Origin of the sequence: Halocynthiibacter styelae (assembly GCF_016123485.1) — a bacterium.
In the GTDB taxonomy this organism is placed as follows: domain Bacteria; phylum Pseudomonadota; class Alphaproteobacteria; order Rhodobacterales; family Rhodobacteraceae; genus Halocynthiibacter; species Halocynthiibacter styelae.
Window position 1 is genome coordinate 64,021 of sequence record NZ_JADCKQ010000012.1, and the last position, 22,850, is coordinate 86,870.

A 22,850-nucleotide genomic window follows, 5' to 3' on the forward strand; every position below is an offset into this window, starting at 1 on the left:
TTTATTTTGTCTCCGGAAAGATCCCCGGGGTGTGGGGGCTGGCCCCCACACTGATTATGCCAGACGGCTGACCACCACAGTGACCTCTGGTTTGTGCCCAACTTCTTCATTGGCAGACCGGCGGGTCTCACGGCGCAGTGCTTCTTCCACTTTGTCATCGTCCCGCAGGGTCTTGCGATCAGCCCGCATAATCAGTTGTTCCAGATCCGCTTCAAGCACATCCTGCAGTGGTGCGTTTGAGTTTCCGGTTTCCGGCAGGCCTTTGATTTCGACCCAGGGCTCACCCAGAGGTTCGTTGTTCTCATCAATGATCAGCGTCACCAGAACATGCCCGTTCAGCGCCATGCGGATACGATCCCGCACAACCCCGTCCATAGCCCCGATCTGAACGCGACCATCCAGATAGGTGCGTCCGGTTTCGACATAGTCCACGATCTGACCACCTGCGGAAATATCCACCATGGTCCCATTCACAGCAAGAACGCTGGAACGGCCATTGCTCATCGCGACTTTGGCGTGTTCACGCAGATGGCGGTGTTCACCATGCATCGGGATCACAAGATCAGGGTTCATGATCTCATGGGCGCGTTCCAGATCCGGGCGGTTCGCGTGACCGGATACATGGTAAATCCCGGCGCGGTCATCCACCACATCAACACCCATCTCTGAGAAACTGTTGATAATGCGGATCACACCACGTTCATTGCCCGGAATGGTTTTGGAGGAGAACAAGAACAGATCGTTCTCTTTCATGCTCAGCCCAAGATATTTACCACGGGCAAGCTGTGCCGATGCCGCGCGACGTTCCCCTTGTGATCCGGTCACAAGCAACATCAGGTTTTCACGAGGCAGTTCGCGTGCATCTTCCGGCGAAATCGTCTGTGGGAAACCTTCCAGCACACCTGTAGCATGCCCTGCTTCTACCATACGGCGCATAGACCGGCCAAGCAGACAGACAGAACGTCCGGCGGCAACACCAGCCTCAGCCAGGGTTTTCACCCGTGCCACGTTAGACGCAAAAGTGGTTGCAACCACCATGCCTTTGGCCTCACTCACCAGTTTGGTGATCTCAGGACCAACGGTCGATTCGGATTTACCAGGGTGTTGCGAAAACACATTGGTAGAATCGCAGACCAGGGCTTTCACACCCGGTTTCGCAATCTCAGCCCACATCACCGGATCAAATGCTTCCCCAACCAGCGGGGTTTCATCCAGTTTGAAATCGCCGGTATGTACGATGCGCCCATCCGGCGTATCAATCACCAGACCAGAGCTTTCCGGAATGGAATGCGCCAGTGGCATAAAGCCAACCCGGAACGGGCCAGCGTCAACCATCGCGGGCCACGGTTCACAAACCACAACTTCTTCTTCCGGCTTGCCCTGCTCACCCATTTTGCGTGCGGCGTGATAAGCAGTGAAAGGGCGCGCATAAACCGGCGCTTCCAGACGATCCCAGAGATGGCCAACAGCCCCAACGTGGTCTTCGTGGGCATGGGTGATAAAGATCGCATCCAGGCGGTCTTTGCGTTCTTCAAGCCAGGCGATATCTGCGAAGATCAGATCAACACCAGGAGAGCTTTCCATATCCGGAAACGTCACGCCAATATCCACGAGGATATAGCGTTCTTTGCCCTTGGGGCCATACCCATACACATAGGCGTTCATACCAATTTCCCCGGCGCCGCCAAGGGGAAGATAAATCAGACGGTTTTTGCTGCTCATAGAGTGCCAGCATCCTTATTATATTTGTGAATGACGACCAGCCCATGCATGGTCAGATCGTCTTCAATCGTGTCAAAGCCGGTTTCGGCCTGTTCGAACAAAGGGGCAAGGCCCCCGGTGGCGACCACTTTCATCGGCTGGCCATATTCCGTTTTAATCTTTTCAATCAGCCCGCTGATCAGGCCGGAATAGCCCCAGAACACGCCGGACTGAATACAGCCCACCGTGTCGGTGCCTATTACTTTTTCCGGTCGGGAAATATCCACATGCGGCAGCGCGGCTGCGCCCTGGTGCAGGGCTTCAAGCGACAGGTTGATTCCCGGCGCAATCACGCCCCCTACATAGGCGCCATCTTCCGCAACCACATCAAAATTCGTCGCAGTTCCAAAATCAACCACCACAATGTTGCCCCCATGTCGATCCCATGCTGCGGCGGCATTGGCCAGCCGATCCGGGCCCGGGCGTGTGCCTTCATCTACGCGCGGCATCACAGGCAGCATGCATTCGGGTTTCCCCACCACCAGCGGGCGGCAGTCAAAGAAACGATCAGCAAAGACCCGCAGGTTCCAGACCACGCGCGGCACGGTGGAACTGATCACAACATCAGTGATGTCTGCGGTGATGCCATAGTGACTAATCAGCGTGGAAAACCAGGTGAAATAAGCATCTGCGGTGCGCGAATGATGGGTCGAGGTGCGCAGGGTACACAGGAATTTTTCGCCATCCCAGATCGAGAACACGGTATTTGTATTGCCGCAGTCAATCGCCAGAAGCATCTTACGCCCCCCTCAGAAGAAAATGTCAGCGGCGGCAATCACCTGCCGGCCCGCGCTTGTCTTCAAAACCAGATTGCCCGCTTCGTCAATGGTTTCAAAGGTGCCGGTGGTCTCTGTTGTGCCGGTCCGCGCGGTTATGACCTCCCCCAGACGGGCTGCGCGGGCGAGAAAAGCTTCGCGCAATGGGGCAAACCCATAGGTCTTGAAACGGTACTCCCAGGCGGCGAATGCCGGGGCCAGCAGATCAAGGAAGGCTTCCGGCGTGAGATTGGCACCGGCTTCACACAGGCTGACGGGGCGCACTGCGCGCTGTTCAAGCCCCTCAACCAGAGGTACTTCAACCAGATTCACACCAATACCAACGGCTAGGTGCATGAGCCCCCCCTGCCCGGCAACACCTGCGCTTTCCAGCAGAATGCCCGCAAGCTTGCCGCCATTCAGCAGCACATCATTTGGCCATTTCAGGGCAAAAGCATCGGTGCGGCCTGTGGCGGCAACACAGGCATCATAAAGCGCAAGCGCGGCAACAAAGCTGTAAAGCGCAACCTGCCCTGGATCGCCTTCGGGACGCAAAGCAAGCGTGGCCGAGAAATTCCCTTTCGGATCCACCCAGCCCCGGCCCCGACGCGCGCGGCCTCTGGTTTGCTCTAGCCCCAGAATCCACGTCGGCCCCGCAAGTGTCGGGGCCTGACGGATCGCTTCGGCATTGGTGCTGTCGACAGAGGGCAGGACAATACGCCCTACCCCTTCAGGCCACTCAGTTGACAAGAGCTTGCGCCGCCGCTTCAGCAATCGGTTCAATCCCGAACAGGTTCACAATCCCTGCCAGCATGATCACCGCAGACGCAACAAGCCCTGCGTTCAGAACAAAAGATCCAGGCTTATCAAGACCATCGGATTCTTCACCAAAGTACATAAAGTACACGATGCGCAGATAGTAGAACGCCCCGATCACAGAGGCGATCACACCAGCAACCGCCAGCCAGGACATACCTGCGTTCACGGCGGCCTGCAGCACGTAGAACTTGCCAAAGAACCCCAGCATTGGCGGCACGCCCGCAAGGCTGAACAACAGCACGAGCATTGCCAGCGCGCGCATGGGTTCCGCTTTTGAATACTGGTTCAGGGCCGCGATGTCAGTGACGGCTTTGCCATCCTTTTCCAGCGACAGGATAAAGGCGAATGTTCCGATGTTCATGGTCACATAGATTGCAATGTAAACCAGCATCGCCTGCACGCCATAAACGGTGCCAGCTGCCAGGCCCATCAGGGCAAAGCCCATATGCGCGATGGAAGAAAACGCCATCAGACGTTTGATGTTGGTCTGACCGATCGCAGCAACCGCGCCCAGGAACATGGACACAACAGACAGCAGCGCGATGATCTGGCTCCAGTCGGCGGTAGCACCGCCAAAGGCGTCATGCAGCACACGGGCGAACAGGCCCATAGCGGCCACTTTTGGTGCGGTTGCGAAGAACGCTGTCACCGGGGTGGGTGAGCCTTCATATACATCCGGCGTCCACATGTGGAACGGCGCAGCGGACACTTTGAACGCAAGACCCGCCACAATGAACACCAGACCAAAGAGCAGACCAAGGCTGACATGGCCTTCATGCACAGTGGACAGAATGCCAGAGAACAAAGTTGTTCCGGCGAAACCGTAAGTCAGGGAAGCCCCGTACAGCAGCAGACCAGAAGACAGTGCACCCAGTACAAAATACTTCAGACCGGCCTCAGTAGAACGCACAGAATCCCGGTGCAGCGATGCGACGACATAAAGTGCCAGGGACTGTAGCTCCAGCCCCATATAAAGCGCCATCAGATCGCCAGCAGATACCATCATCATCATGCCAATGACAGCCAGGGTCACAAGGATCGGATATTCAAAGCGCAGAAGATCACGCTTCTGCATGTAATCCTGCCCCATCACCAGTACCGCGGCAGCAGATAGAAGGATCATGACTTTGGCGAAACGCGCAAAGGCATCGTCGTTGAACATGCCGTTAAAGGCGGTCTGTGTGCCCGGTGCCATGGTCGCAATCCACAGGGCCACAAGGGTAAACACCCCCGCCGTCGACCAGAGGATCAGCCCGGCAAGCCCGTCCTTCTTCGTGTAAACGGCCCCAAGCAGCGCCACCATCGCATAGATGGCCAGCGTGATTTCCGGCAGAACAGTCGAAATATCCTGAGAGATCATAGTCAGGCCCCTTAATGCGATGCCGGAGCCACGGCCTCAGTCGCTTCAGCGACAACAGGCAGGGCTTCGTGATAGTTATGGACAAGTGCCGCGACAGAGTCACCGATGATATCGGTCACAAGCCATGGGGCGACACCCAGAAGGATGGTCATGACAACCAGCGGTGCGAAGATCATCTTCTCACGCGGGGTAATGTCAGAAATCGTGCGCAGGGCCTCTTTGATCAGTTCTCCCATCACCACACGGCGATAGAGATACAGCGCATAGGCCGCAGACAGGATCACACCAGATGTGGCAAACATCGCAACCCATGTGTTGACCTGGAAGATGCCCATCAGAACCAGAAATTCCCCGACAAAACCGGATGTGCCCGGCAGGCCGACGTTCGCCATGGTGAAGAACATGAAGATCAGCGCATAAGATGGCATACGGTTCACAAGGCCACCATAAGCATCAATGTCACGCGTGTGCATCCGGTCATAGATCACGCCCACACAAAGGAAGAGCGCGCCGGAAATAAACCCGTGGCTGATCATCTGGAAAATCGCACCATCAACACCCTGCTGATTCGCAGCAAAGATACCCATGGTGACATAACCCATGTGGGCGACCGATGAATACGCGATCAGCTTTTTCATATCTTCCTGCACCAACGCCACAAGCGACGTATACACAATCGCTATTGCGGACATCCAGAACACCAGCGGTGCCAGAAGGTCAGAGGCAACCGGGAACATCGGCAGGCTGAAACGCAGGAAGCCATAGCCGCCCATTTTCAGCAGAACCGCTGCCAGGATTACAGAACCCGCAGTTGGTGCCTGCACGTGCGCATCTGGCAGCCAGGTGTGAACAGGCCACATCGGCATTTTCACCGCAAAACTTGCGAAGAACGCCAACCAAAGCAGGGTTTGCATGCCGCCAACGATCTGGAAGCCCATCAGCTCAAACCCGGCGGTTGAGAAGTTATGAGTCAGAAGGGTCGGAATATCAGTGGTGCCTGCATCCAGGAACATAGCGATCATCGCCACCAGCATCAGCACGGAACCGATGAAGGTATAAAGGAAGAATTTGAACGATGCGTAAATCCGGTTCGCCCCGCCCCAGATCCCAATGATCAGGAACATCGGGATCAGACCCGCTTCAAAGAAGACATAGAACAGGACCAGGTCCAGCGCCATGAACACACCCAGCATCAGGGTTTCCAGCAGCAGGAAAGCGATCATGTAATCTTTGACGCGCGTGGTCACATCCCAGCAGGACAGGATCACAATTGGCATCAGGAAGGTGGTCAGCATCACAAAGAGAATGCTGATCCCGTCCACACCCATTTTATACTTCAGCCCCAGGATCCAGTCGTGTTCTTCAACAAACTGGAAACCAGTATTGGCCGGATCAAAGCCCGTCAGAATAAAGATCGACAACAGGAAAGTCGCGGATGTGGCGATCAGCGCCAGCATCTTGGCATTTTTCTGTGCCGGGGCGTCGTCACCGCGCAGGAAAATCGCAAGGATCAGTGCCGCCAGCAGCGGAATAAATGTGACGATGGAAAGGAGGTTTTCCATATTATTCAGCCCCTCCGCTGATCGTAAGCCAGGTCATCAGCACCAGAACGCCGATCACCATCCAGAAGGCATAAGTGAAGATGTAACCGGACTGCGCGCGTCCCGCGAGCCGTGTGAAGAAAGGAATAATACCCAGTGCAAGACCGTTCAGCGCGCCATCAATGGTCTGCTGATCCCCACGCTTCCACAGGAAACGCCCCAGCGCCTGGGATGGTTTCACAAAGAGGAAATCATAGATCTCATCCACATACCATTTGTTGAGCAGGAACCGGTAAAGATAGGGCTGCGCATTCGCCAGACGTGCCGGCAGAGTCGGATTCCAGATATACATCCAGAGCGCCAGAAGCAGACCGCCCAGCATCGCGAAAAACGGCGATACTTTTACCCAGGTCGGCGCGTGGTGCGCATTGTCCAGCACATGGTTATCCGGATGGGTGTAAACCGCACCGGATCCCGGGGTCCAGCCAGCTGCATGTTCTGTGGCAGCACCGTGATCATCTGTTGCTGCAACATCTGTTGTATGACCGGCATCAACTTCGAACACCGCAGCCGCAGCACCGTGATCATCCGTGGCCACTTCATGCACAGGCACACCGTAGAATTTGTTGACTGTGTCATGATCACCAAAGAATGGCTTCAGCCAGATCATCCCTGCAAAGATCGCACCAAGGGCCAGCGCACCCAGCGGGATCAGCATAACCACCGGGCTTTCATGCGCGTGATCATGCGTATGCGGATTGCCGCGTGGCTTGCCAAAGAAGGTCAGGAACATCAGGCGCCAGGAGTAGAAAGACGTCATAAAGGCCGCAATCACAAGCATCCAGAAAGCAAAGTTACCAGCAGAGGTATGCGCACCCCACGCGCTTTCAATGATCGCATCTTTAGACAGGAAACCTGCAAAACCATAATATGTCAGCGGAATGCCAACACCGGTGATCGCCAGCGTGCCGATCATCATCGCCCAATAGGTCAGCGGGATCTTTTTGCGCAGACCACCATAGTTGCGCATATCCTGTTCATGATGCATCGCATGAATGACAGAGCCCGCCCCAAGGAACAGCATCGCCTTAAAGAACGCGTGTGTGAACAGGTGGAACATCGCGGCGGAATAAACACCAACGCCAGCTGCCACAAACATATAACCCAGCTGCGAACAGGTGGAATATGCGATGACGCGTTTGATGTCGTTCTGCACAAGGCCAACGGTCGCGGCAAAGAAAGCTGTGATCGCGCCAACGTAAACGATGATGGTGGTTGCGCCTGGCGCGAATTCCATCAGCGGCGACATACGCACCACAAGGAACACACCGGCGGTTACCATGGTCGCGGCGTGGATCAGCGCAGACACAGGTGTCGGGCCTTCCATCGCATCGGGCAGCCAGGTGTGCAGGAAGAACTGTGCAGATTTACCCATGGCCCCGACGAACAACAGGAATGCCAGCAGGTTTGCTGCGTTCCATTCGGTCCAGAGGAAAGAGATATTCTGATGCGCCAGATCCGGTGCTGCGGTGAAGACCTCATCAAAGTTGATGCTGCCGGTCATGTAAAACAGGCCGAAGATCCCCAGAGCAAAGCCAAAATCACCAACACGGTTCACAACAAAGGCTTTCATCGCCGCCGCATTCGCGGAAGGTTTCTTATAGTAGAAACCAATCAACAAATATGATGCAACGCCAACGCCTTCCCAGCCAAAGAACATCTGCACAAGGTTGTCAGAGGTCACAAGCATCAGCATGGTGAAGGTAAAGAAGCTCAGATACGCAAAGAAGCGGGCGCGATAGCTTTCGCCTTTGGCATCATCGAAGTTCTCATCATGGGCCATATAGCCGAAGGAATAAAGATGCACGAGCGATGATACAGAGGTCACAACAATCAGCATAATCGCGGTCAGACGATCCAGACGGATGGACCAGCTGGTATCCAGCGTACCGGATTGAATCCAGGTCATAATCTCGATCAGGCGGGTTTCGCCGTCAAAGCCCAGGAAAACAATCCAGGACAGGATCGCTGCCAGAAACAGCAGGCCGGTAGTCAGGTACTGTGCGCCCTTCTCACCGATGATCCGCCAGCCAAAGCCGCCAATCAGCGCGCCCACCAGCGGGGCAAAGAGGATGATCTTTTCCATGTCCCCTTACCCTTTCATTACGTTGACATCTTCAACCGCGATGGTGCCACGGTTGCGGAAGAAGCAAACAAGGATCGCAAGGCCAATGGCGGCCTCTGCTGCGGCCACTGTCAGCACAAAAAGCGTAAACACCTGCCCGACGAGATCGCCAAGGAAGCTGGAAAACGCCACAAGGTTGATGTTCACCGCCAAAAGCATCAGTTCAATCGACATCAGCAGAATGATGATGTTTTTGCGGTTCAGAAAAAGCCCGAAGATGCCGATGACGAACAAAGCCGCCGCCACGCCCAGGTAATGTTCAAGTCCGACCATCTGTCTCTCAGTCCTTGTTCTCTTCGTTCTTCTTTTTCTTGTCACCCCGGGCCCGCATGACCCGCAGCGTTATTCCAAAGGCAATCATCGCCATTCCGATGATCAGCCAAGTATTCATTGTGAATGTTCCGGATAAAACCGCTCGCATCCACAGAACAAATCGTAGCGGTTTCGCCCGCTCAATCGTTGAATTTGTTCCAGCGCATCATCACTAACCGTAACATTGTGTTCTCGTGCCATCTCTCTTGCGCCCTCAAGAGAAGTAATCGCGTAGAGATCAATCGGCCCCTCAGGCATAAGTATTTTTTCAACTGAAGTAGTAAATGATCCCGCAATAGCAGGCTCACCTGGGTCAACGGGATTCTGACCATGAAGCGAGAGTTGGTTTTGTTCCGCACAATCAATCAAATGTAGTGTCTCACTAAACGAGCATCCACTCCCAAAACGTACAGCCTGCGCAACAAGGTCATTACCAAGATCAATCGCGGGCGAGCCTTCCCCCAGCCCAAACTCTCCTTCGCCAGCTCGCGTAAAGCTGCAGTCTGCACGCACACGAATTCTGCGATCCCAACCCTGAGATGCAGGAGAGCAGGCTGCTGCAATATCAGCATAAAACAGCAAGCAAACAGCCAAAAGTGATATGAATGCGTTCAGCTTCACTTACAGGCCCTGCCCCGGTTTCACATCGATCAGTTCCATCTGTTTAGCCGGATCACGGTGCATCTGTTCCATCACGTTCTGGCGTTTCACATGGGGGCGGTGGCGCAGGGTCAGGACGATTGCGCCGATCATCGCGACCAGCAGGATCAGACCCGCAGCCTGGAACAGGTAGATGTAGTCATCATAAATCAGCTGCCCAAGCGCCACGGTGTTGTGCACTTCAGACACATCCGGTGTCACGGCCTGGCGCAGACCCTCGGCCTCGGTTGCTGTTTTCCAGCTGCCGAATACCATGGCCAGTTCCATCAGGATCACAATGCCGATCAACAGGGCAACCGGCATATATTTCGCCATGCCGCTTTTCAGTTCCGCGAAATCCACATCCAGCATCATCACAACGAACAGGAACAGGACGGCCACCGCGCCGACGTAAACGATCATCAACAGCATCGCGAGGAATTCTGCGCCCAGCAGGACAAACAGGCCCGCAGAGGACAGGAATGCCAGGATCAGCCAGAGGACCGAATGCACCGGATTGCGGCTGATCACCACAAGGAAGCCTGCAACCACTGTGGTGATTGCGAAAAGGTAAAATGCGAAATCAGCGACTGTCATTCGCCTGTCTCCTCTTTCGTGCTGTCTGCCAGCACGTCCTGTGCAAGTTTTGACGCCCGTGTTGATGCGGGCAAACCTGCGAACATCCCCATCATTGCGATGGTTTCTGAAATTTCCTGCGCCGTGGCCCCGGCAACATGTGCATGGCGCACCGCCAGTTTAAACGGCACTTCCGCCTGCGCGCCCTGGCAGGTCAGCCCGGCCAGCGTCAGCAGAAGCTTTGTCTTCGCGTCCAGGCCATCTTCCGACAGCCCTTTCCCGAACATCCCTTCCATCCAGTCCGCCGGCATGGTTGGGATCAGCTTTTCAAACCCGTCCGCCGCAAATGTTTCAAGCGCAGGGTTCACGGCTTTCGCCATTTCCTGTGCCTGTTCCATCATGGCTGCAAAAGGATTCTTCGGGCTGGTCATCGGTACGGCGCATCCATTTCCAGGTTGCGGGCGATCTCGGCTTCCCAGCGGGCACCGTTATCCAGCAACTTTTCTTTATCGTAGAACAGCTCTTCCCGGGTTTCGGTTGAGAATTCGAAATTCGGCCCCTCAACGATCGCATCCACCGGGCAGGCTTCCTGGCAGAAGCCACAGTAGATGCATTTTGTCATATCAAGGTCATAGCGCGTGGTGCGGCGGGAACCATCATCACGCGGTTCCGCATCAATGGTGATCGCCTGCGCCGGGCAAATCGCTTCGCACAGTTTACAGGCAATGCAGCGTTCTTCCCCGTTCGGATAGCGACGCAGCGCATGTTCACCGCGAAAACGCGGGGACAGCGGGCCTTTTTCCTGCGGGTAGTTGATCGTTGCTTTCGGTGCAAAGAAATATTTCAGCCCCAGACGGAAGCCTTTGATGACATCCATCAGAAGGAAATATTTCGCCGCGCGTGTGTAATCCATCGCCATCGCTTAACCCTCGATCTGCTGTGTTTGTTCCGCACGGAAATATGCGCCACCGAAGCTGTTATATTCCTTGTCGTAGAACGCGAGGAAAGAGACCAGCACAACCCAGGCCAGAGACATCGGCAGGAAGACCTTCCAGCCAATGCGCATCAACTGGTCATAGCGGTAACGCGGGGTGATTGCCTTCACCATCGCGAAGATGAAGAAGAAGAAGACAATTTTCAGGATCAGCCACAGGATGCCATCCGGCAGGCCCGGGATCGGTGACAACCAGCCCCCGAAGAACAGAAGCGACGTCAGGGTACACATCAGAACCACCGCCATCAGTTCACCGATCATGAACAGAAGGAAAGGTGTGGATGAATATTCAACCTGATAGCCAGCCACCAGTTCAGATTCTGCTTCGGGAAGGTCAAATGGCGGGCGGTTGGTTTCCGCAAGGGCGGAGATGAAGAAGAGGAAGACCATCGGGAAATGCGGCAACCAGAACCATGAGAAAATGCCATAACCGCCGTCTTGTGCTGCAACGATGCCAGAGAAGCTCAGGGAACCGGAAGAGATGATCACACCGATGATGATCAGGCCCAGGGACACCTCATAAGAAATCATCTGCGCTGCAGACCGCAGGGATCCGAGGAACGGGTATTTGGAGTTCGACGCCCAACCGCCCATGATCACGCCGTAGACCTCAAGCGAGGACACCGCAAAGATATAAAGCACCGCAACGTTCAGATCCGCGATCACCCAGCCCTCATTGAACGGGATCACCGCCCAGGCAATCACCGCCAGCACGAAAGTCGTCATCGGTGCCAGAAAGAAGACCGCCTTGTCAGCCCCCGCAGGTACGACGACCTCTTTCACGATATATTTCAGGAAGTCAGCGAAAGACTGCAGCAGACCAAAGGCGCCCACAATGTTCGGCCCCTTACGCATCTGCACCGCAGCCCAGACCTTACGGTCCGCATACATCAGGAAGGCCAGAGCCACCAGAATGGGAACAAGCACCAGCAGACACTGACCAATGATCAGCAGCAAAATGCCCAGGTTTGTAGTGGTGAAGAATTCGACCATCTGTTGCCTCTTATACCGTCGGTATGTCAGTTTCCACGCAGTTGGCACGCACGACTTCTGCATCGATTGTACGCGAACCACGCGGCAGCGCCGCTGAGATGCTGTAAATAGCATCCCCGTGCCAAACGCCAGCCTCTGTTTCAATATTTGTGCGCAGATGTCGCGCAAATCCGTAGCCCCGGATCAACGCATATTCTGCCACAGCACAATCCGCATAGGCCGCAACATCATCACGCCCCCGCGCACCGCGCATTTTCACATCAAAGGCGACAAGATCGTCACCTTCATAGTCCCTATCCAGCAGACGAACCCCGATCCCCAGATATTCCGGGGCAAAAGCCGCGTTTCTGGACACAGTCGTATCCCCGGCATCCGGCGCACAGGCCAACAGAAGCGCCATAAGCCCCCCTGCGCCCAGGGCTTTCGCCCCGCTGATATGCCGGATCATGGTTATCATTCTGCTGCCATCGCCTGTTCACTGCGGGCTTTCGCATTTGCGGAAAGTTCAGCCATCAGCTGGCTTGCACGTGCGATTGGGTTGGTCAGGTAGAAATCACTGACCGCATTGATCAGTGTCGCCTTGCCCGGTTTGCGCAGAGCAACGCGCTTCCATTCATTCGCCGGCACCTGATCCATGGCACCAAGATGCGGCACAGCTTCGATCATCTGTGTACGCAGACCACCAAGGCTGTCCCATGGCTGGGTTGCCTCAAGTTCGGCAGACAAAGCCCGCAGGATCGCCCAGTTTTCCTTCGCATCGCCCGGCGCAAAGCCAGCGCGTTGCGCCAGCTGCGGGCGGCCTTCGGTGTTCACAAAGACACCGCTTTCTTCCGTGTAAGCCGCACCTGGCAGGATTACATCTGCACGATGCGCACCACGGTCACCATGGCTGCCCTGGTAGATCACAAAGGCGCCGCCATCGATGTCAACTTCATCCGAACCAAGGTTGTAAATCACCTCTGCCTCATCCAGCGCGGCATCAAGACCACCCTCTGTGACAGCGCCCACATCCATTGCACCCACACGGCCAGCGGCAGTGTGCAGAACCAGGAATTTGCTTTCCGTGGTTTCGGCAAACTTCATCGCCTGAGACAGAACAGCTTCGCCATCTGCTTCGCGCAAGGCACCCTGGCCGATGATCACAACTGTGTCTTTGCCAAGCGCGCCTTCATGGCCGCCTTCGTTCAGCTTCAGCAATGCCTCACGGTCATTGCCCAGATGCGCATATTCATATGTCAGATCATGGGCTTCCCCCACAACACCGATATTTGCCCCCGCCAGCCAAGCCTTACGGATACGGGCGTTCATAACCGGGGCCTCAACACGTGGGTTCGCACCGATGATCATGATAGCTTTGGCGCTGTCGATATCTTCAATCGCAGCTGTACCCACATAGGCGGAACGGTTGCCTTCCGGCAGTTTTGCGCGGTCGGTACGGCATTCAACCTTGCCGCCCAGACCTTCCACGATCTGCTTCAGAGAAAACGCAGCTTCAGTCGACACAAGATCGCCCACCAGACCGGCAACCTTCTTACCTTTCATCGCCTCAGCAGCCTTCCCCAGGGCCTCACCCCAGGTGGCTTTGCGCAGCTTGCCGTTTTCACGCACATAGGGTGTATCCAGACGCTGACGACGCAGACCATCCCAGACGAAACGGGACTTATCGGAAATCCATTCTTCATTCACGCCGTCATGGTTGCGCGGCAGAATGCGCATCACTTCGCGACCCTTGGTATCCACGCGGATGTTGGATCCCAGCGCATCCATCACGTCGATGGTTTCTGTCTTGCGAAGCTCCCAGGGACGGGCGGTAAAGGCATATGGTTTGCTGGTCAGCGCGCCAACCGGACAAAGATCAATGATATTGCCCTGCAGGTTACTGTCGAGCGTCTCATTCAGATAAGAAGTAATCTCTGCATCTTCCCCACGGCCAGTCTGACCCATCTGAGAAATACCGGCGATTTCAGTGGTGAAACGCACACAGCGCGTGCAGGAAATGCAGCGGGTCATCGCAGTAGATACAAGTGGACCCAGATCCAGATCATCGACAGCACGTTTTGCTTCACGGTGACGGGTGGTGGACAGACCATAAGCCATGGCCTGATCCTGCAGGTCACATTCACCGCCCTGGTCACAGATAGGACAATCCAGCGGGTGGTTGATCAGCATGAATTCCATCACGCCTTCCCGGGCCTTTTTCACCATAGGTGAATTGGTCTTCACCACAGGCGGCTGCCCTTCCGGGCCAGGGCGCAGATCGCGCACCTGCATGGCACAGGAGGCCGCGGGTTTCGGCGGGCCACCGACAACTTCGACAAGACACATCCGGCAGTTACCGGCGATCGACAGGCGTTCATGATAGCAGAAACGCGGGACTTCCACGCCTGCCTGCTCACAGGCCTGAATAAGGGTCATGGCTGGATCAACCTCAACCTCTTTTTCGTCGATGATGATCTTGCGAAGGTCCGTCATGTCTTAGTCCGTCCTCAGGAAATTGCCGATCTGGCTGCCAGCGGAGATCTCCGCACGGCCAACGGCACAGTAGCTTTCGGCGTTGCCTTCCACGGCACCGCGCTGTGTCAGCCATGCGTCAACGAAAGTATAGAGGTGGGCCTCCTGATCCTTGTCGTCGATATAGGCTTCGATTTCATCCGCGCCGTAGCCCTGCTCCTGCGCGAGATTATGGATAGAGCGCAAATACATAAAGCTGCGCACACGTTTATAGGTCAGATCCGGGCAGCGCTTATGAATACGGCGCACAACCCCCGCCGTGATCAGACGATTGTTGATCGCATCATTTTCAGTCAAAGGCACCGGGCCAGTGGCCGCAGCCGGAACCGCCATAACAGCAGCAAGAACGCCAGCGGCGAAGAAGGTTTTGATATCAGACATGAGAGTCTCCTTTTGTGTCAAAAGGAGTTGTGTTTCCACAGGTCAGATATTCAATAACATCCACACAGTCACCCGCTTTCACGGCAGAAACCTGCCGGCCTCCCAAAGCCAGACGGCAGCGGCCCGCTGCTGTCGCTTTATAAAGCCGTGATATGGTGATCAGGGTTTTCAACTTCAGATCCTCACCAGCATCTTGCCAATGGCCGTATTGTGACGGCGTTCATAGTCACCAGCGCGACAGACCGACGCCCGATCATCCAGTTGAACATTGCGGCGTTGGGAATACTCCACCAGAGAGCGCAGAATAGCGACTTCGGACTGGGCCGTATCAAGCGCCCTGTCAACTTCGCGCGGCGCAATACCACGTTCGGACATTTCCATCAGCATTTCATACTGAAGTTTGCTTTCTTCCGCCGGATTCATCCGGTAGTTCGGACATTCATTTGAAATGAAAACCGCAGGCCCGATTTTACCCGCAAACTCGGACACAAACCGCTGTGCTTCCGCCATGCGAGCCGGATCAATCGGCTCTGGGGCGGTACAGCCAGTGACAGCCAGAACCGCAGCAACCAGTGAAAATTTAAGGGTGGTTTTCAAAATATTTACTCCGCAGCCATAGCGCCCATGCGCCCGGTTTTGTTTGCCTTAATACGGTCTTCAATTTCTTCACGGAAGTGACGGATCAGACCCTGAATTGGCCAGGCCGCCGCGTCGCCCAGGGCACAGATCGTGTGGCCCTCAACCTGTTTGGTCACATCAAACAGCATGTCGATTTCTTCAATTTCAGCTTCGCCGCGCACCAGGCGATCCATCACACGCGCCATCCAGCCGGTACCTTCACGACATGGCGTACACTGGCCACAGCTTTCGTGTTTGAAAAATTTGCTCAGGCGCCAAATCGCTTTGATCACGTCGGTATCATTGTCCATGACGATCATACAGGCCGTGCCCATGGAGGACCGGTTTTCGCGCATCCAGTCGAAATCCATGATCGCGTCTTCGCACATCTCTTTCGGCAGTACCGGGCAAGACGCCCCACCAGGAATAATCGCTTTCAGATTATCCCAGCCGCCACGAATACCACCACCGTGCTTTTCGATCAGCTCGCGCATGGGAAGGGACATTTCTTCTTCAAACACACAGGGCGTATTCACATGACCAGACATCGCAAACAGCTTTGTACCCGCGTTGTTCGGACGACCAAAGGATGAAAACCACTCCGGCCCGCGACGCAGAATGGTCGGCGCAACCGCGATGCTTTCCACGTTGTTCACAGTGGTCGGGCAACCATAAAGGCCTGCACCTGCCGGAAACGGCGGCTTCATGCGCGGCATGCCTTTTTTGCCCTCAAGGCTTTCCAGCAGTGCGGTTTCTTCGCCACAAATATAGGCCCCTGCCCCGTGGTGCAGATAAAGGTCAAAATCCCACCCGGATTTGCAGGCATTCTTACCCAGCAGGCCGTCAGCGTAACATTCATCAATCGCCGCCTGCAGCGCTTCGCGTTCACGGATAAATTCACCGCGGATATAGATGTAAGCGTTGTTCGCACCAATCGCGAAAGAGGCAATCAGCGCGCCTTCGATCAGCGTGTGCGGATCGTGGCGCATGATTTCGCGATCTTTACAGGTGCCCGGTTCTGATTCATCGGCGTTGATCACCAGATAGGCCGGACGACCATCGGTTTCTTTCGGCATGAAAGACCATTTCAAACCGGTTGGGAAACCCGCACCACCCCGGCCACGCAGACCAGAAGCTTTCATCTGATCAATGATCCAGTCACGGCCGTTTTTGATAATCTTCGCTGTGCCATCCCAATGGCCGCGCGCTTTCGCACCCGCAAGGCTACGGTCTTTCATACCGTAGATATTGGTAAAGATCCGGTCCTGATCTTTCAGCATCTGGTTCTTCCTTCAATTGCGGGTGGCCTGGTGGCCCCCTGCCCCTTCGGGCTTAGCTATCACTGCGACGCGCGCGCCATATTCCCATTGCGACCACCAGCACCCATACAAAAGCGCCGATCGCCATCAGATCGAACAGAAGGGCAAAACGTCCGGGAAGCCCGATCATTTTGCCAATCCATTGTCCCCCAAGCCAGAGAAACACAGCCCCCGCAATCACAAGCGAAAGCATGCGTGCGCGTTTTGCCAGTTCTCTGTCCCTCTCAGGGGTCATCATTCATACTCCTCAGTACACGTCGCCGTCTTTGACGCGCTTTGAGAATTCCGTTTCATCACCGGATGCCAGGGCTTTCGCCTGATCCACCCAGTTGTCGCGGGTAATACGGCCTTTAAACTTCAGACGCGCATCCACCCATTCAATTTCTGCCGTGCCCCAGGCTGCAATCTGGTCAAAATGCCAGAAACCCAGTTCATTCAGCGTTTCTTCCAGCTTTGGCCCAACGCCTTTCAGCTGTTTCAGATCATCCGCGCCACCCGCGCGGGCAGTCTTCAGAACCTCGGGCTGCTTTTCAGCAGTGTCATCTGCTTCTGCATCAATCGCAGGCTCTTCTGCAGGTGCCACCTCTTCCGAAGAAACCTCTTCCGCACTCTTTTCCTCAGGTGCAGCTTCAGCTTGCGCAGCAGGTGCTTCGGTAACCTCTTCAACCGCAGTTTCTTCGGCGGCATCATCCTGCGCAGCTGCCGCAGGTGCAGGCGTGGTCAGAGTGCTTTCCAGCGGCGCCTGAACCTGCAAACCACAGAAACGGGACACAAGGAAAAAACCAAGCAGCAGCAGAACCACAAGAGAAATCAGAATGGCAAGCCAGTTCCAGAGAATACAGCTCATCAGCCACCAGGCAATCAGCGCACCAACGGCAGCCGCAGCCCAGCAGACAATGCTGCATAAATTCAGACCTTGATTTTCATTCATTCTCTCTCTCCCTCAGTGATTGCTTAAACTCAGTATATTTTGCCCTTTTTTACGCGCGCAGAGAATCCAGTCTCTTCGCCAGCGGCAAGCTTTTCAGCCTGCTCAATCCATCCGTCCCGTTCAATACGGCCTTTAAATTTCAGGCGGCTATCCACCCAGGCGATTTCCGCAGCACCCCATTTGGCAATCTGATCAAAATGCCAGAAACCCAGTTCATTCAGCGTTTCTTCCAGCTTCGGACCAACGCCTTTCAGCTGTTTCAGATCATCTGCCCCAGCTTTGCGTGGCGCTTTCATGGTGCGTGGCTTCTTCTCAGCCACATCCGACGCAGGCGTATCTTCCACCTTCGGTGCCACTTTCTTCTCAGCCGGTTTCGCTGCCTTCTTCTCAGCCGCAGCCTGTTTTGCTGCGGTCATAAACTCAACGGGGGCCGCTTCGTCATTACGCGGACGGCCACCGCGATCAGTCCAGGGCGCGGTCAACGGAACTTCTGTCCCGACAATGCGCTTCACAGTCTCGCCAATGTCAGACGCAATCTGCACAGAACCATTGTGATCTGCACGGGCATTATTGCCCTCGCCCAGAACCACGGGACCACCCGCAGGTTCACAGCCATAACGGCCATTCTGCGGACCTGGCAGCGGCACGTCACCTTTGCCCAGACGTGTCAGAATATCGCGTAGCATCTCAGGCGTCAGATCCTCATAGAAATCCTTACCGATCTGTACCATCGGTGCGTTGGAACAGGCACCAAGGCATTCAACTTCTTCCCAGGAAAACTTGCCATCCGCAGACAAATCATGTGGGTTCGCAGCGATCATTTCCTGGCAGACTGCAATCAGGCTTTCTGCGCCGCAGATCATGCAAGACGTGGTGCCGCAAACCTGAACATGTGCAACAGAACCAGTCGGTTGCATCTGAAACATAAAGTAGAAAGACGCAACTTCCAGCGCACGGATGTAAGCCATGCCCAGCATATCCGCGACATATTCAAGCGCCGGCTTAGACAGCCAGCCTTCCTGTTCCTGCGCACGCCACAAAAGTGGAATAATCGCACTGGCTTCGCGCCCCTCAGGGTATTTCGTCAGCTGCGCCGTGGCCCATGCAAGGTTGTCTGGCGTGAAAGCAAAGCTTTCTGGCTGGGTATGATGTAGACGGCGTAGCATCAGGCGCTGGCCTCCTCAGAAAGGTATTCAATATGCATTGGGCTGTGGCAGGTCATCAACGGTCGATCTCCCCGAACACAACATCCATGGTGCCGATGATCGCGGCAACATCCGCCAGCTGGTGGCCACCAGCCACGTGATCCATGGCCTGCAGGTGCAGATACCCGGGCGCACGGATTTTGGCGCGGTAAGGTTTGTTGGATCCATCAGCCACCAGGAAGACGCCAAATTCACCCTTGGGCGCTTCAACAGCGGCGTAAACCTCACCCGCAGGCACATGGAAGCCTTCAGAGTACAGTTTGAAGTGGTGGATCAGTGCTTCCATTGAAGTTTTCATATCGCCACGCTTTGGCGGGCTCAGCTTGCCACGGGCCATCACATCGCCCTGCCCTTCGGGGGCACGCAGTTTTTCAATCGCCTGCAGCATGATCCGCAGAGACTGACGCATTTCTTCCATGCGGCACAGATAGCGATCATAACAGTCACCGCTTTTGCCAACCGGAATGTCAAATTCGAATTCATCGTAGCATTCATAAGGTTGCGCGCGACGCAGATCCCAGGCAAAGCCGGATCCACGCACCATCACGCCAGAGAAGCTCCAGTCGAGAATGTCTTTCTCGGTGACGATGCCGATATCAGCATTCCGCTGCTTAAAGATCCGGTTTTCCGTCAGCAGCCCGTCGATGTCTTCCAGAACCGCCGGGAAAGTCCCGCACCATTCCTCAATATCATCCAGCAGATCGTCGGGCAGGTCCTGATGCACACCGCCAGGACGGAAATAGTTGGCGTGCAGACGCGCACCACAGGCACGCTCGTAAAACACCATCAGCTTTTCACGTTCCTCAAAACCCCAAAGCGGCGGCGTCAGCGCGCCCACGTCCATCGCCTGTGTGGTGACGTTCAGCAGGTGGTTCAGAATACGGCCAATTTCGGAATACAACACGCGGATCAGGCTGCCGCGACGGGGCACTTCGGTGCCTGTCAGCTTTTCAATTGCCAGACACCAGGCATGTTCCTGGTTCATCGGTGCCACATAATCCAGCCGATCGAAATACGGCAGGTTCTGCAAGTACGTCCGGCTTTCCATCAGCTTTTCAGTGCCGCGGTGCAACAGGCCGATATGGGGATCGCAGCGTTCTACAATCTCACCGTCCAGTTCCAGCACCAGACGCAACACACCGTGGGCCGCAGGGTGTTGCGGACCAAAGTTGATGTTGAAGTTACGGATCTGCTGTTCGCCTGTGCGAACATCGTCAAACTTGCCTGTTCCGTCCATCATCATGCTACCTTCGCAAAATCACGTTTCCAGCGGTTCGGCAGATCGCCAAAACGGCGCTCCATTGCCTGATACTGGTCATCCAGCAGCGCACGCGCTGCAAATTTCAGTTCCGGGTCCAAAGCCACAGCCTGCCCCGCATGCACTTTTTTCTTAAGCTCAGCCGGGTGATAGCTGATGTTCAGAAATTCACAGATGTCACGGATCGTATTTTCTCTGAACATATCTTCGAAAAAAACAATCTTCAGGTTTTCCCGGGGAATAGCCTGATCAAGTTTTTCGAGAATTCCAGTATAATCAGATCGTGCAAGCATGGCCGGGCGCATCTTTTTATGGATCACATTTTCCAGAATACGGGTGGCCACTGGGTGCAGGGGCTGGCCTTCTTCGGCCTGTCTTCTGGCAACCATACGAACATGGGACCAGAGCCGGTCAACCGGATCACGCAGGATGTATATAAAACGGGTTTCAGCAGCCATACCTACCATGTCCGACAAACGCGCGGCTGGCAGCAAAGCATAGGATGGCGTTATATCGCCAGTCAGCTTTGCCCCTTCTTCAAAGTGGCTCAGCATAAATTCCCGATAAGCCTGATCGTCAGTCCGGGGTGCCTTCAGCATCTTGCGCAGGCGTTTCAGCCCTTCCACTTTCATAAAGCGTAAAGCCTGTTCCAGCCCTTCTTTACGCTCTGCATTCCAGGCGATCTGGCGTTCCTGACGCTCAAGATCACGGATCGTCCCATCCAGGTCATGCTCAGATGTTGTGTCGAAATAATGCAGCTCTTTCGTAGCAGGCATCGCACAATCCGGGTGCGCGCAAAGATAGCGGTAGAGCCAGCTGGTCCCCGCCTTCGTCGCGCCTATCCCAAACATGAGCGTTGCCTGATCCGTCATCAGCCTTTCGCCTCTTTCTTCTCATCACCCGGCAGAATGTATTCTGCACCTTCCCAGGGAGACATGAAATCAAACTGGCGATATTCCTGAACCAGGTTAACCGGTTCGTACACCACGCGTTTCAGTTCTTCGTCGTAACGCACTTCGGTATAACCGGTGGTCGGGAAGTCTTTCTTCAGCGGATGACCACGGAAACCATAATCTGTCAGAATACGGCGCAGATCCGGGTGGCCCGAAAAGAGAATGCCGAACATATCGAACACTTCACGTTCAAACCAGTTGGCGCTTGGGTGCACAGACACAACCGAGGCAATCATTTCCTCTTCACGCAGCTGCGCGCGCAGGCGAATGCGGTGGTTCTGATACATGGACAGGAAGTGATAGATCACATCAAACCGCTTTTCGCGGGACGGATAATCCACCGCTGTGATGTCGATGAGGCTGGAAAACTGACACTGACGGTCGTTTTTCAGAAACTCTACAAACCCAACGATTTCAGACGGGGCCACACCAATGGTCAGCTCACCATGGTCTGACACATCATATGAAATCACCGCATCCGGCTGTTTCAGCTCAAGATATGCGCCAAGCTCATTCAACGCGTTTTTCTGGGCTTCATTCATTTTCAGATCCCCTTATCGCGCGATGGTGCCGGTGCGGCGGATTTTGCGTTGCAACTGCAGAATACCGTACATAAGCGCTTCTGCGGTCGGCGGGCACCCGGGCACATAGACATCCACAGGCACGACACGGTCACAGCCCCGCACAACAGAATAGCTGTAGTGATAATACCCACCGCCATTCGCGCAAGACCCCATGGAAATCACATAACGTGGTTCTGGCATCTGGTCATACACTTTGCGCAGCGCGGGCGCCATTTTATTGGTCAGTGTGCCGGCAACAATCATCAGATCAGACTGACGTGGGGAAGCCCGCGGCGCGGTGCCATAGCGTTCCAGATCATAACGCGGCATGGACGTGTGCATCATCTCAACCGCGCAACAGGCCAGACCAAAGGTCATCCAGTGCAGGGAACCTGTGCGTGCCCAGTTGATCACGTCTTCGGTCGAGGTCAGGATAAAACCTTTATCCTGCAGTTCCTTGTTCAGGGCTTCGGTGGCGACAGAACGATCTTCGCCCGCTGTAGCTGCCATCACTCCCATTCCAGAGCCCCCTTCTTCCATTCGTAAGCAAAGCCGATGGTCAGAACCCCGAGGAAGACCATCATAGACCAGAACCCAAGCAGCCCCAGATCACCAAAGGCAACAGCCCATGGGAAGAGGAAGGCGATCTCAAGGTCAAAAATGATGAAGAGGATCGAGACAAGGTAGAACCGCACATCAAACTTCATCCGCGCATCATCAAATGCGTTAAATCCGCATTCATATGCAGATACTTTTTCAGGGTCAGGATTACGGACCGCCAGGACAACAGCAGCAAGGATCAGGACAAGCCCAATCGCAATTGCCAGTCCCAGGAAAATCAGGATCGGGAGGTATTCTCTCAGAAGGTCTTGCACATCTGGCTCCTTGGTAGCGTGAAAGCAACGCGTGCCTGGTTGGCAATGGGTTTAAACCTGCCCGCTTTCAGGGTCAATGCGCAGGGCCCTTCTGGCGGGGAGTTTTTCAGTTTCTGTAGCGCGGCTACAATTCCACCAGGAACCTGAATTTTTCCTTAAAAATATAGGAATTCTGGCAGTACCCTGGTCTTTCTCCAGGATACTCCACACAAAAAACTGACCGTAACGTGACGAAATGGATCAGGGCAAAAGCAAGAATGGCAATCTCACCGACTCTCTGAAGCTCTCTTACGACATCCAA

26 protein-coding genes are annotated in these 22,850 nt (G+C 55.0%); all 26 read right to left on the reverse strand.

Annotated features, from left to right (window positions below):
* Nucleotides 1–54: 54 nt before the first annotated feature.
* Nucleotides 55–1,722: a ribonuclease J gene (locus H1D41_RS14770; RefSeq protein ID WP_228849637.1), complete on the reverse strand. Its 1,668-nt coding sequence runs from the start codon at nucleotides 1,720–1,722 to the stop codon at nucleotides 55–57.
* A complete protein-coding gene (locus H1D41_RS14775; RefSeq protein ID WP_228849638.1) occupies nucleotides 1,719–2,498 on the reverse strand; it encodes a type III pantothenate kinase in 780 nt (259 codons plus the stop codon). The genes H1D41_RS14770 and H1D41_RS14775 overlap by 4 nt, the downstream gene beginning before the upstream one ends.
* A gap of 12 nt (nucleotides 2,499–2,510) precedes the next feature.
* A complete protein-coding gene (locus H1D41_RS14780; protein ID WP_228849639.1) occupies nucleotides 2,511–3,266 on the reverse strand; it encodes a biotin--[acetyl-CoA-carboxylase] ligase in 756 nt (251 codons plus the stop codon).
* The gene (nuoN, locus tag H1D41_RS14785; RefSeq protein WP_228849640.1) at nucleotides 3,256–4,695 is read right to left on the reverse strand and encodes an NADH-quinone oxidoreductase subunit NuoN; all 1,440 of its coding nucleotides are present in this window, start codon (nucleotides 4,693–4,695) and stop codon (nucleotides 3,256–3,258) included. Before nuoN ends, H1D41_RS14780 begins: the two co-directional genes overlap by 11 nt.
* Nucleotides 4,696–4,706: 11 nt before the next feature.
* A complete protein-coding gene (locus tag H1D41_RS14790) occupies nucleotides 4,707–6,257 on the reverse strand; it encodes an NADH-quinone oxidoreductase subunit M (RefSeq protein WP_228849641.1) in 1,551 nt (516 codons plus the stop codon).
* A 1-nt stretch (nucleotide 6,258) separates the two neighbouring features.
* Nucleotides 6,259–8,382: an NADH-quinone oxidoreductase subunit L gene (nuoL, locus tag H1D41_RS14795; protein ID WP_228849642.1), complete on the reverse strand. Its 2,124-nt coding sequence runs from the start codon at nucleotides 8,380–8,382 to the stop codon at nucleotides 6,259–6,261.
* A 6-nt stretch (nucleotides 8,383–8,388) separates the two neighbouring features.
* Nucleotides 8,389–8,694, reverse strand: a complete 306-nt coding sequence (gene nuoK / locus H1D41_RS14800; protein WP_107495237.1) for an NADH-quinone oxidoreductase subunit NuoK — start codon at nucleotides 8,692–8,694, stop codon at nucleotides 8,389–8,391.
* A gap of 114 nt (nucleotides 8,695–8,808) precedes the next feature.
* On the reverse strand, nucleotides 8,809–9,354 hold the full coding sequence (locus H1D41_RS14805; RefSeq protein ID WP_228849643.1) for a hypothetical protein: 546 nt from the start codon (nucleotides 9,352–9,354) through the stop codon (nucleotides 8,809–8,811).
* Nucleotides 9,355–9,969: an NADH-quinone oxidoreductase subunit J gene (locus H1D41_RS14810; protein WP_107495236.1), complete on the reverse strand. Its 615-nt coding sequence runs from the start codon at nucleotides 9,967–9,969 to the stop codon at nucleotides 9,355–9,357. It lies immediately after the preceding gene.
* Nucleotides 9,966–10,379 (reverse strand): carboxymuconolactone decarboxylase family protein, encoded by a 414-nt coding sequence (locus H1D41_RS14815; RefSeq protein ID WP_228849644.1) that lies wholly within the window; start codon nucleotides 10,377–10,379, stop codon nucleotides 9,966–9,968. The genes H1D41_RS14810 and H1D41_RS14815 overlap by 4 nt, the downstream gene beginning before the upstream one ends.
* A complete protein-coding gene (nuoI, locus tag H1D41_RS14820) occupies nucleotides 10,376–10,867 on the reverse strand; it encodes an NADH-quinone oxidoreductase subunit NuoI (protein WP_107495234.1) in 492 nt (163 codons plus the stop codon). Before nuoI ends, H1D41_RS14815 begins: the two co-directional genes overlap by 4 nt.
* Before the next feature lie 3 nt (nucleotides 10,868–10,870).
* Nucleotides 10,871–11,935, reverse strand: a complete 1,065-nt coding sequence (gene nuoH / locus H1D41_RS14825; protein WP_228849645.1) for an NADH-quinone oxidoreductase subunit NuoH — start codon at nucleotides 11,933–11,935, stop codon at nucleotides 10,871–10,873.
* Between the two features lie 10 nt (nucleotides 11,936–11,945).
* Nucleotides 11,946–12,383: a hypothetical protein gene (locus H1D41_RS14830; protein WP_228849646.1), complete on the reverse strand. Its 438-nt coding sequence runs from the start codon at nucleotides 12,381–12,383 to the stop codon at nucleotides 11,946–11,948.
* 5 nt (nucleotides 12,384–12,388) lie between these two features.
* A complete protein-coding gene (gene nuoG / locus H1D41_RS14835) occupies nucleotides 12,389–14,407 on the reverse strand; it encodes an NADH-quinone oxidoreductase subunit NuoG (protein ID WP_228849647.1) in 2,019 nt (672 codons plus the stop codon).
* 3 nt (nucleotides 14,408–14,410) lie between these two features.
* On the reverse strand, nucleotides 14,411–14,827 hold the full coding sequence (locus H1D41_RS14840) for a DUF5333 domain-containing protein (protein ID WP_228849648.1): 417 nt from the start codon (nucleotides 14,825–14,827) through the stop codon (nucleotides 14,411–14,413).
* A complete protein-coding gene (locus H1D41_RS14845) occupies nucleotides 14,820–14,999 on the reverse strand; it encodes a hypothetical protein (RefSeq protein ID WP_228849649.1) in 180 nt (59 codons plus the stop codon). The genes H1D41_RS14840 and H1D41_RS14845 overlap by 8 nt, the downstream gene beginning before the upstream one ends.
* 2 nt (nucleotides 15,000–15,001) lie before the next feature.
* On the reverse strand, nucleotides 15,002–15,424 hold the full coding sequence (locus tag H1D41_RS14850; RefSeq protein WP_228849650.1) for a DUF5333 family protein: 423 nt from the start codon (nucleotides 15,422–15,424) through the stop codon (nucleotides 15,002–15,004).
* Between the two features lie 5 nt (nucleotides 15,425–15,429).
* Nucleotides 15,430–16,725 carry an NADH-quinone oxidoreductase subunit NuoF gene (gene nuoF / locus H1D41_RS14855; protein WP_228849651.1) on the reverse strand — a complete coding sequence of 432 codons (1,296 nt, stop codon included), beginning with the start codon at nucleotides 16,723–16,725 and terminating at the stop codon, nucleotides 15,430–15,432.
* Between the two features lie 52 nt (nucleotides 16,726–16,777).
* Nucleotides 16,778–17,002: a DUF5337 domain-containing protein gene (locus H1D41_RS14860; protein WP_228849652.1), complete on the reverse strand. Its 225-nt coding sequence runs from the start codon at nucleotides 17,000–17,002 to the stop codon at nucleotides 16,778–16,780.
* Between the two features lie 9 nt (nucleotides 17,003–17,011).
* Nucleotides 17,012–17,695 carry an NADH:ubiquinone oxidoreductase gene (locus H1D41_RS14865; protein WP_228849653.1) on the reverse strand — a complete coding sequence of 228 codons (684 nt, stop codon included), beginning with the start codon at nucleotides 17,693–17,695 and terminating at the stop codon, nucleotides 17,012–17,014.
* Between the two features lie 29 nt (nucleotides 17,696–17,724).
* The gene (locus tag H1D41_RS14870; protein ID WP_228849654.1) at nucleotides 17,725–18,861 is read right to left on the reverse strand and encodes an NADH-quinone oxidoreductase subunit E; all 1,137 of its coding nucleotides are present in this window, start codon (nucleotides 18,859–18,861) and stop codon (nucleotides 17,725–17,727) included.
* Between the two features lie 55 nt (nucleotides 18,862–18,916).
* Nucleotides 18,917–20,137 carry an NADH-quinone oxidoreductase subunit D gene (locus H1D41_RS14875; protein ID WP_198645391.1) on the reverse strand — a complete coding sequence of 407 codons (1,221 nt, stop codon included), beginning with the start codon at nucleotides 20,135–20,137 and terminating at the stop codon, nucleotides 18,917–18,919.
* A gap of 2 nt (nucleotides 20,138–20,139) precedes the next feature.
* Nucleotides 20,140–21,030: a sulfotransferase family protein gene (locus H1D41_RS14880; protein ID WP_228849655.1), complete on the reverse strand. Its 891-nt coding sequence runs from the start codon at nucleotides 21,028–21,030 to the stop codon at nucleotides 20,140–20,142.
* A complete protein-coding gene (locus H1D41_RS14885) occupies nucleotides 21,030–21,653 on the reverse strand; it encodes an NADH-quinone oxidoreductase subunit C (RefSeq protein WP_228849656.1) in 624 nt (207 codons plus the stop codon). The genes H1D41_RS14880 and H1D41_RS14885 overlap by 1 nt, the downstream gene beginning before the upstream one ends.
* A gap of 12 nt (nucleotides 21,654–21,665) precedes the next feature.
* Nucleotides 21,666–22,193 (reverse strand): NuoB/complex I 20 kDa subunit family protein, encoded by a 528-nt coding sequence (locus H1D41_RS14890; protein WP_198645389.1) that lies wholly within the window; start codon nucleotides 22,191–22,193, stop codon nucleotides 21,666–21,668.
* Nucleotides 22,184–22,549, reverse strand: coding sequence for an NADH-quinone oxidoreductase subunit A (locus H1D41_RS14895; protein ID WP_228849657.1), 366 nt, complete (start codon nucleotides 22,547–22,549; stop codon nucleotides 22,184–22,186). Before H1D41_RS14895 ends, H1D41_RS14890 begins: the two co-directional genes overlap by 10 nt.
* Between the last annotated feature and the right edge of the window lie 301 nt (nucleotides 22,550–22,850).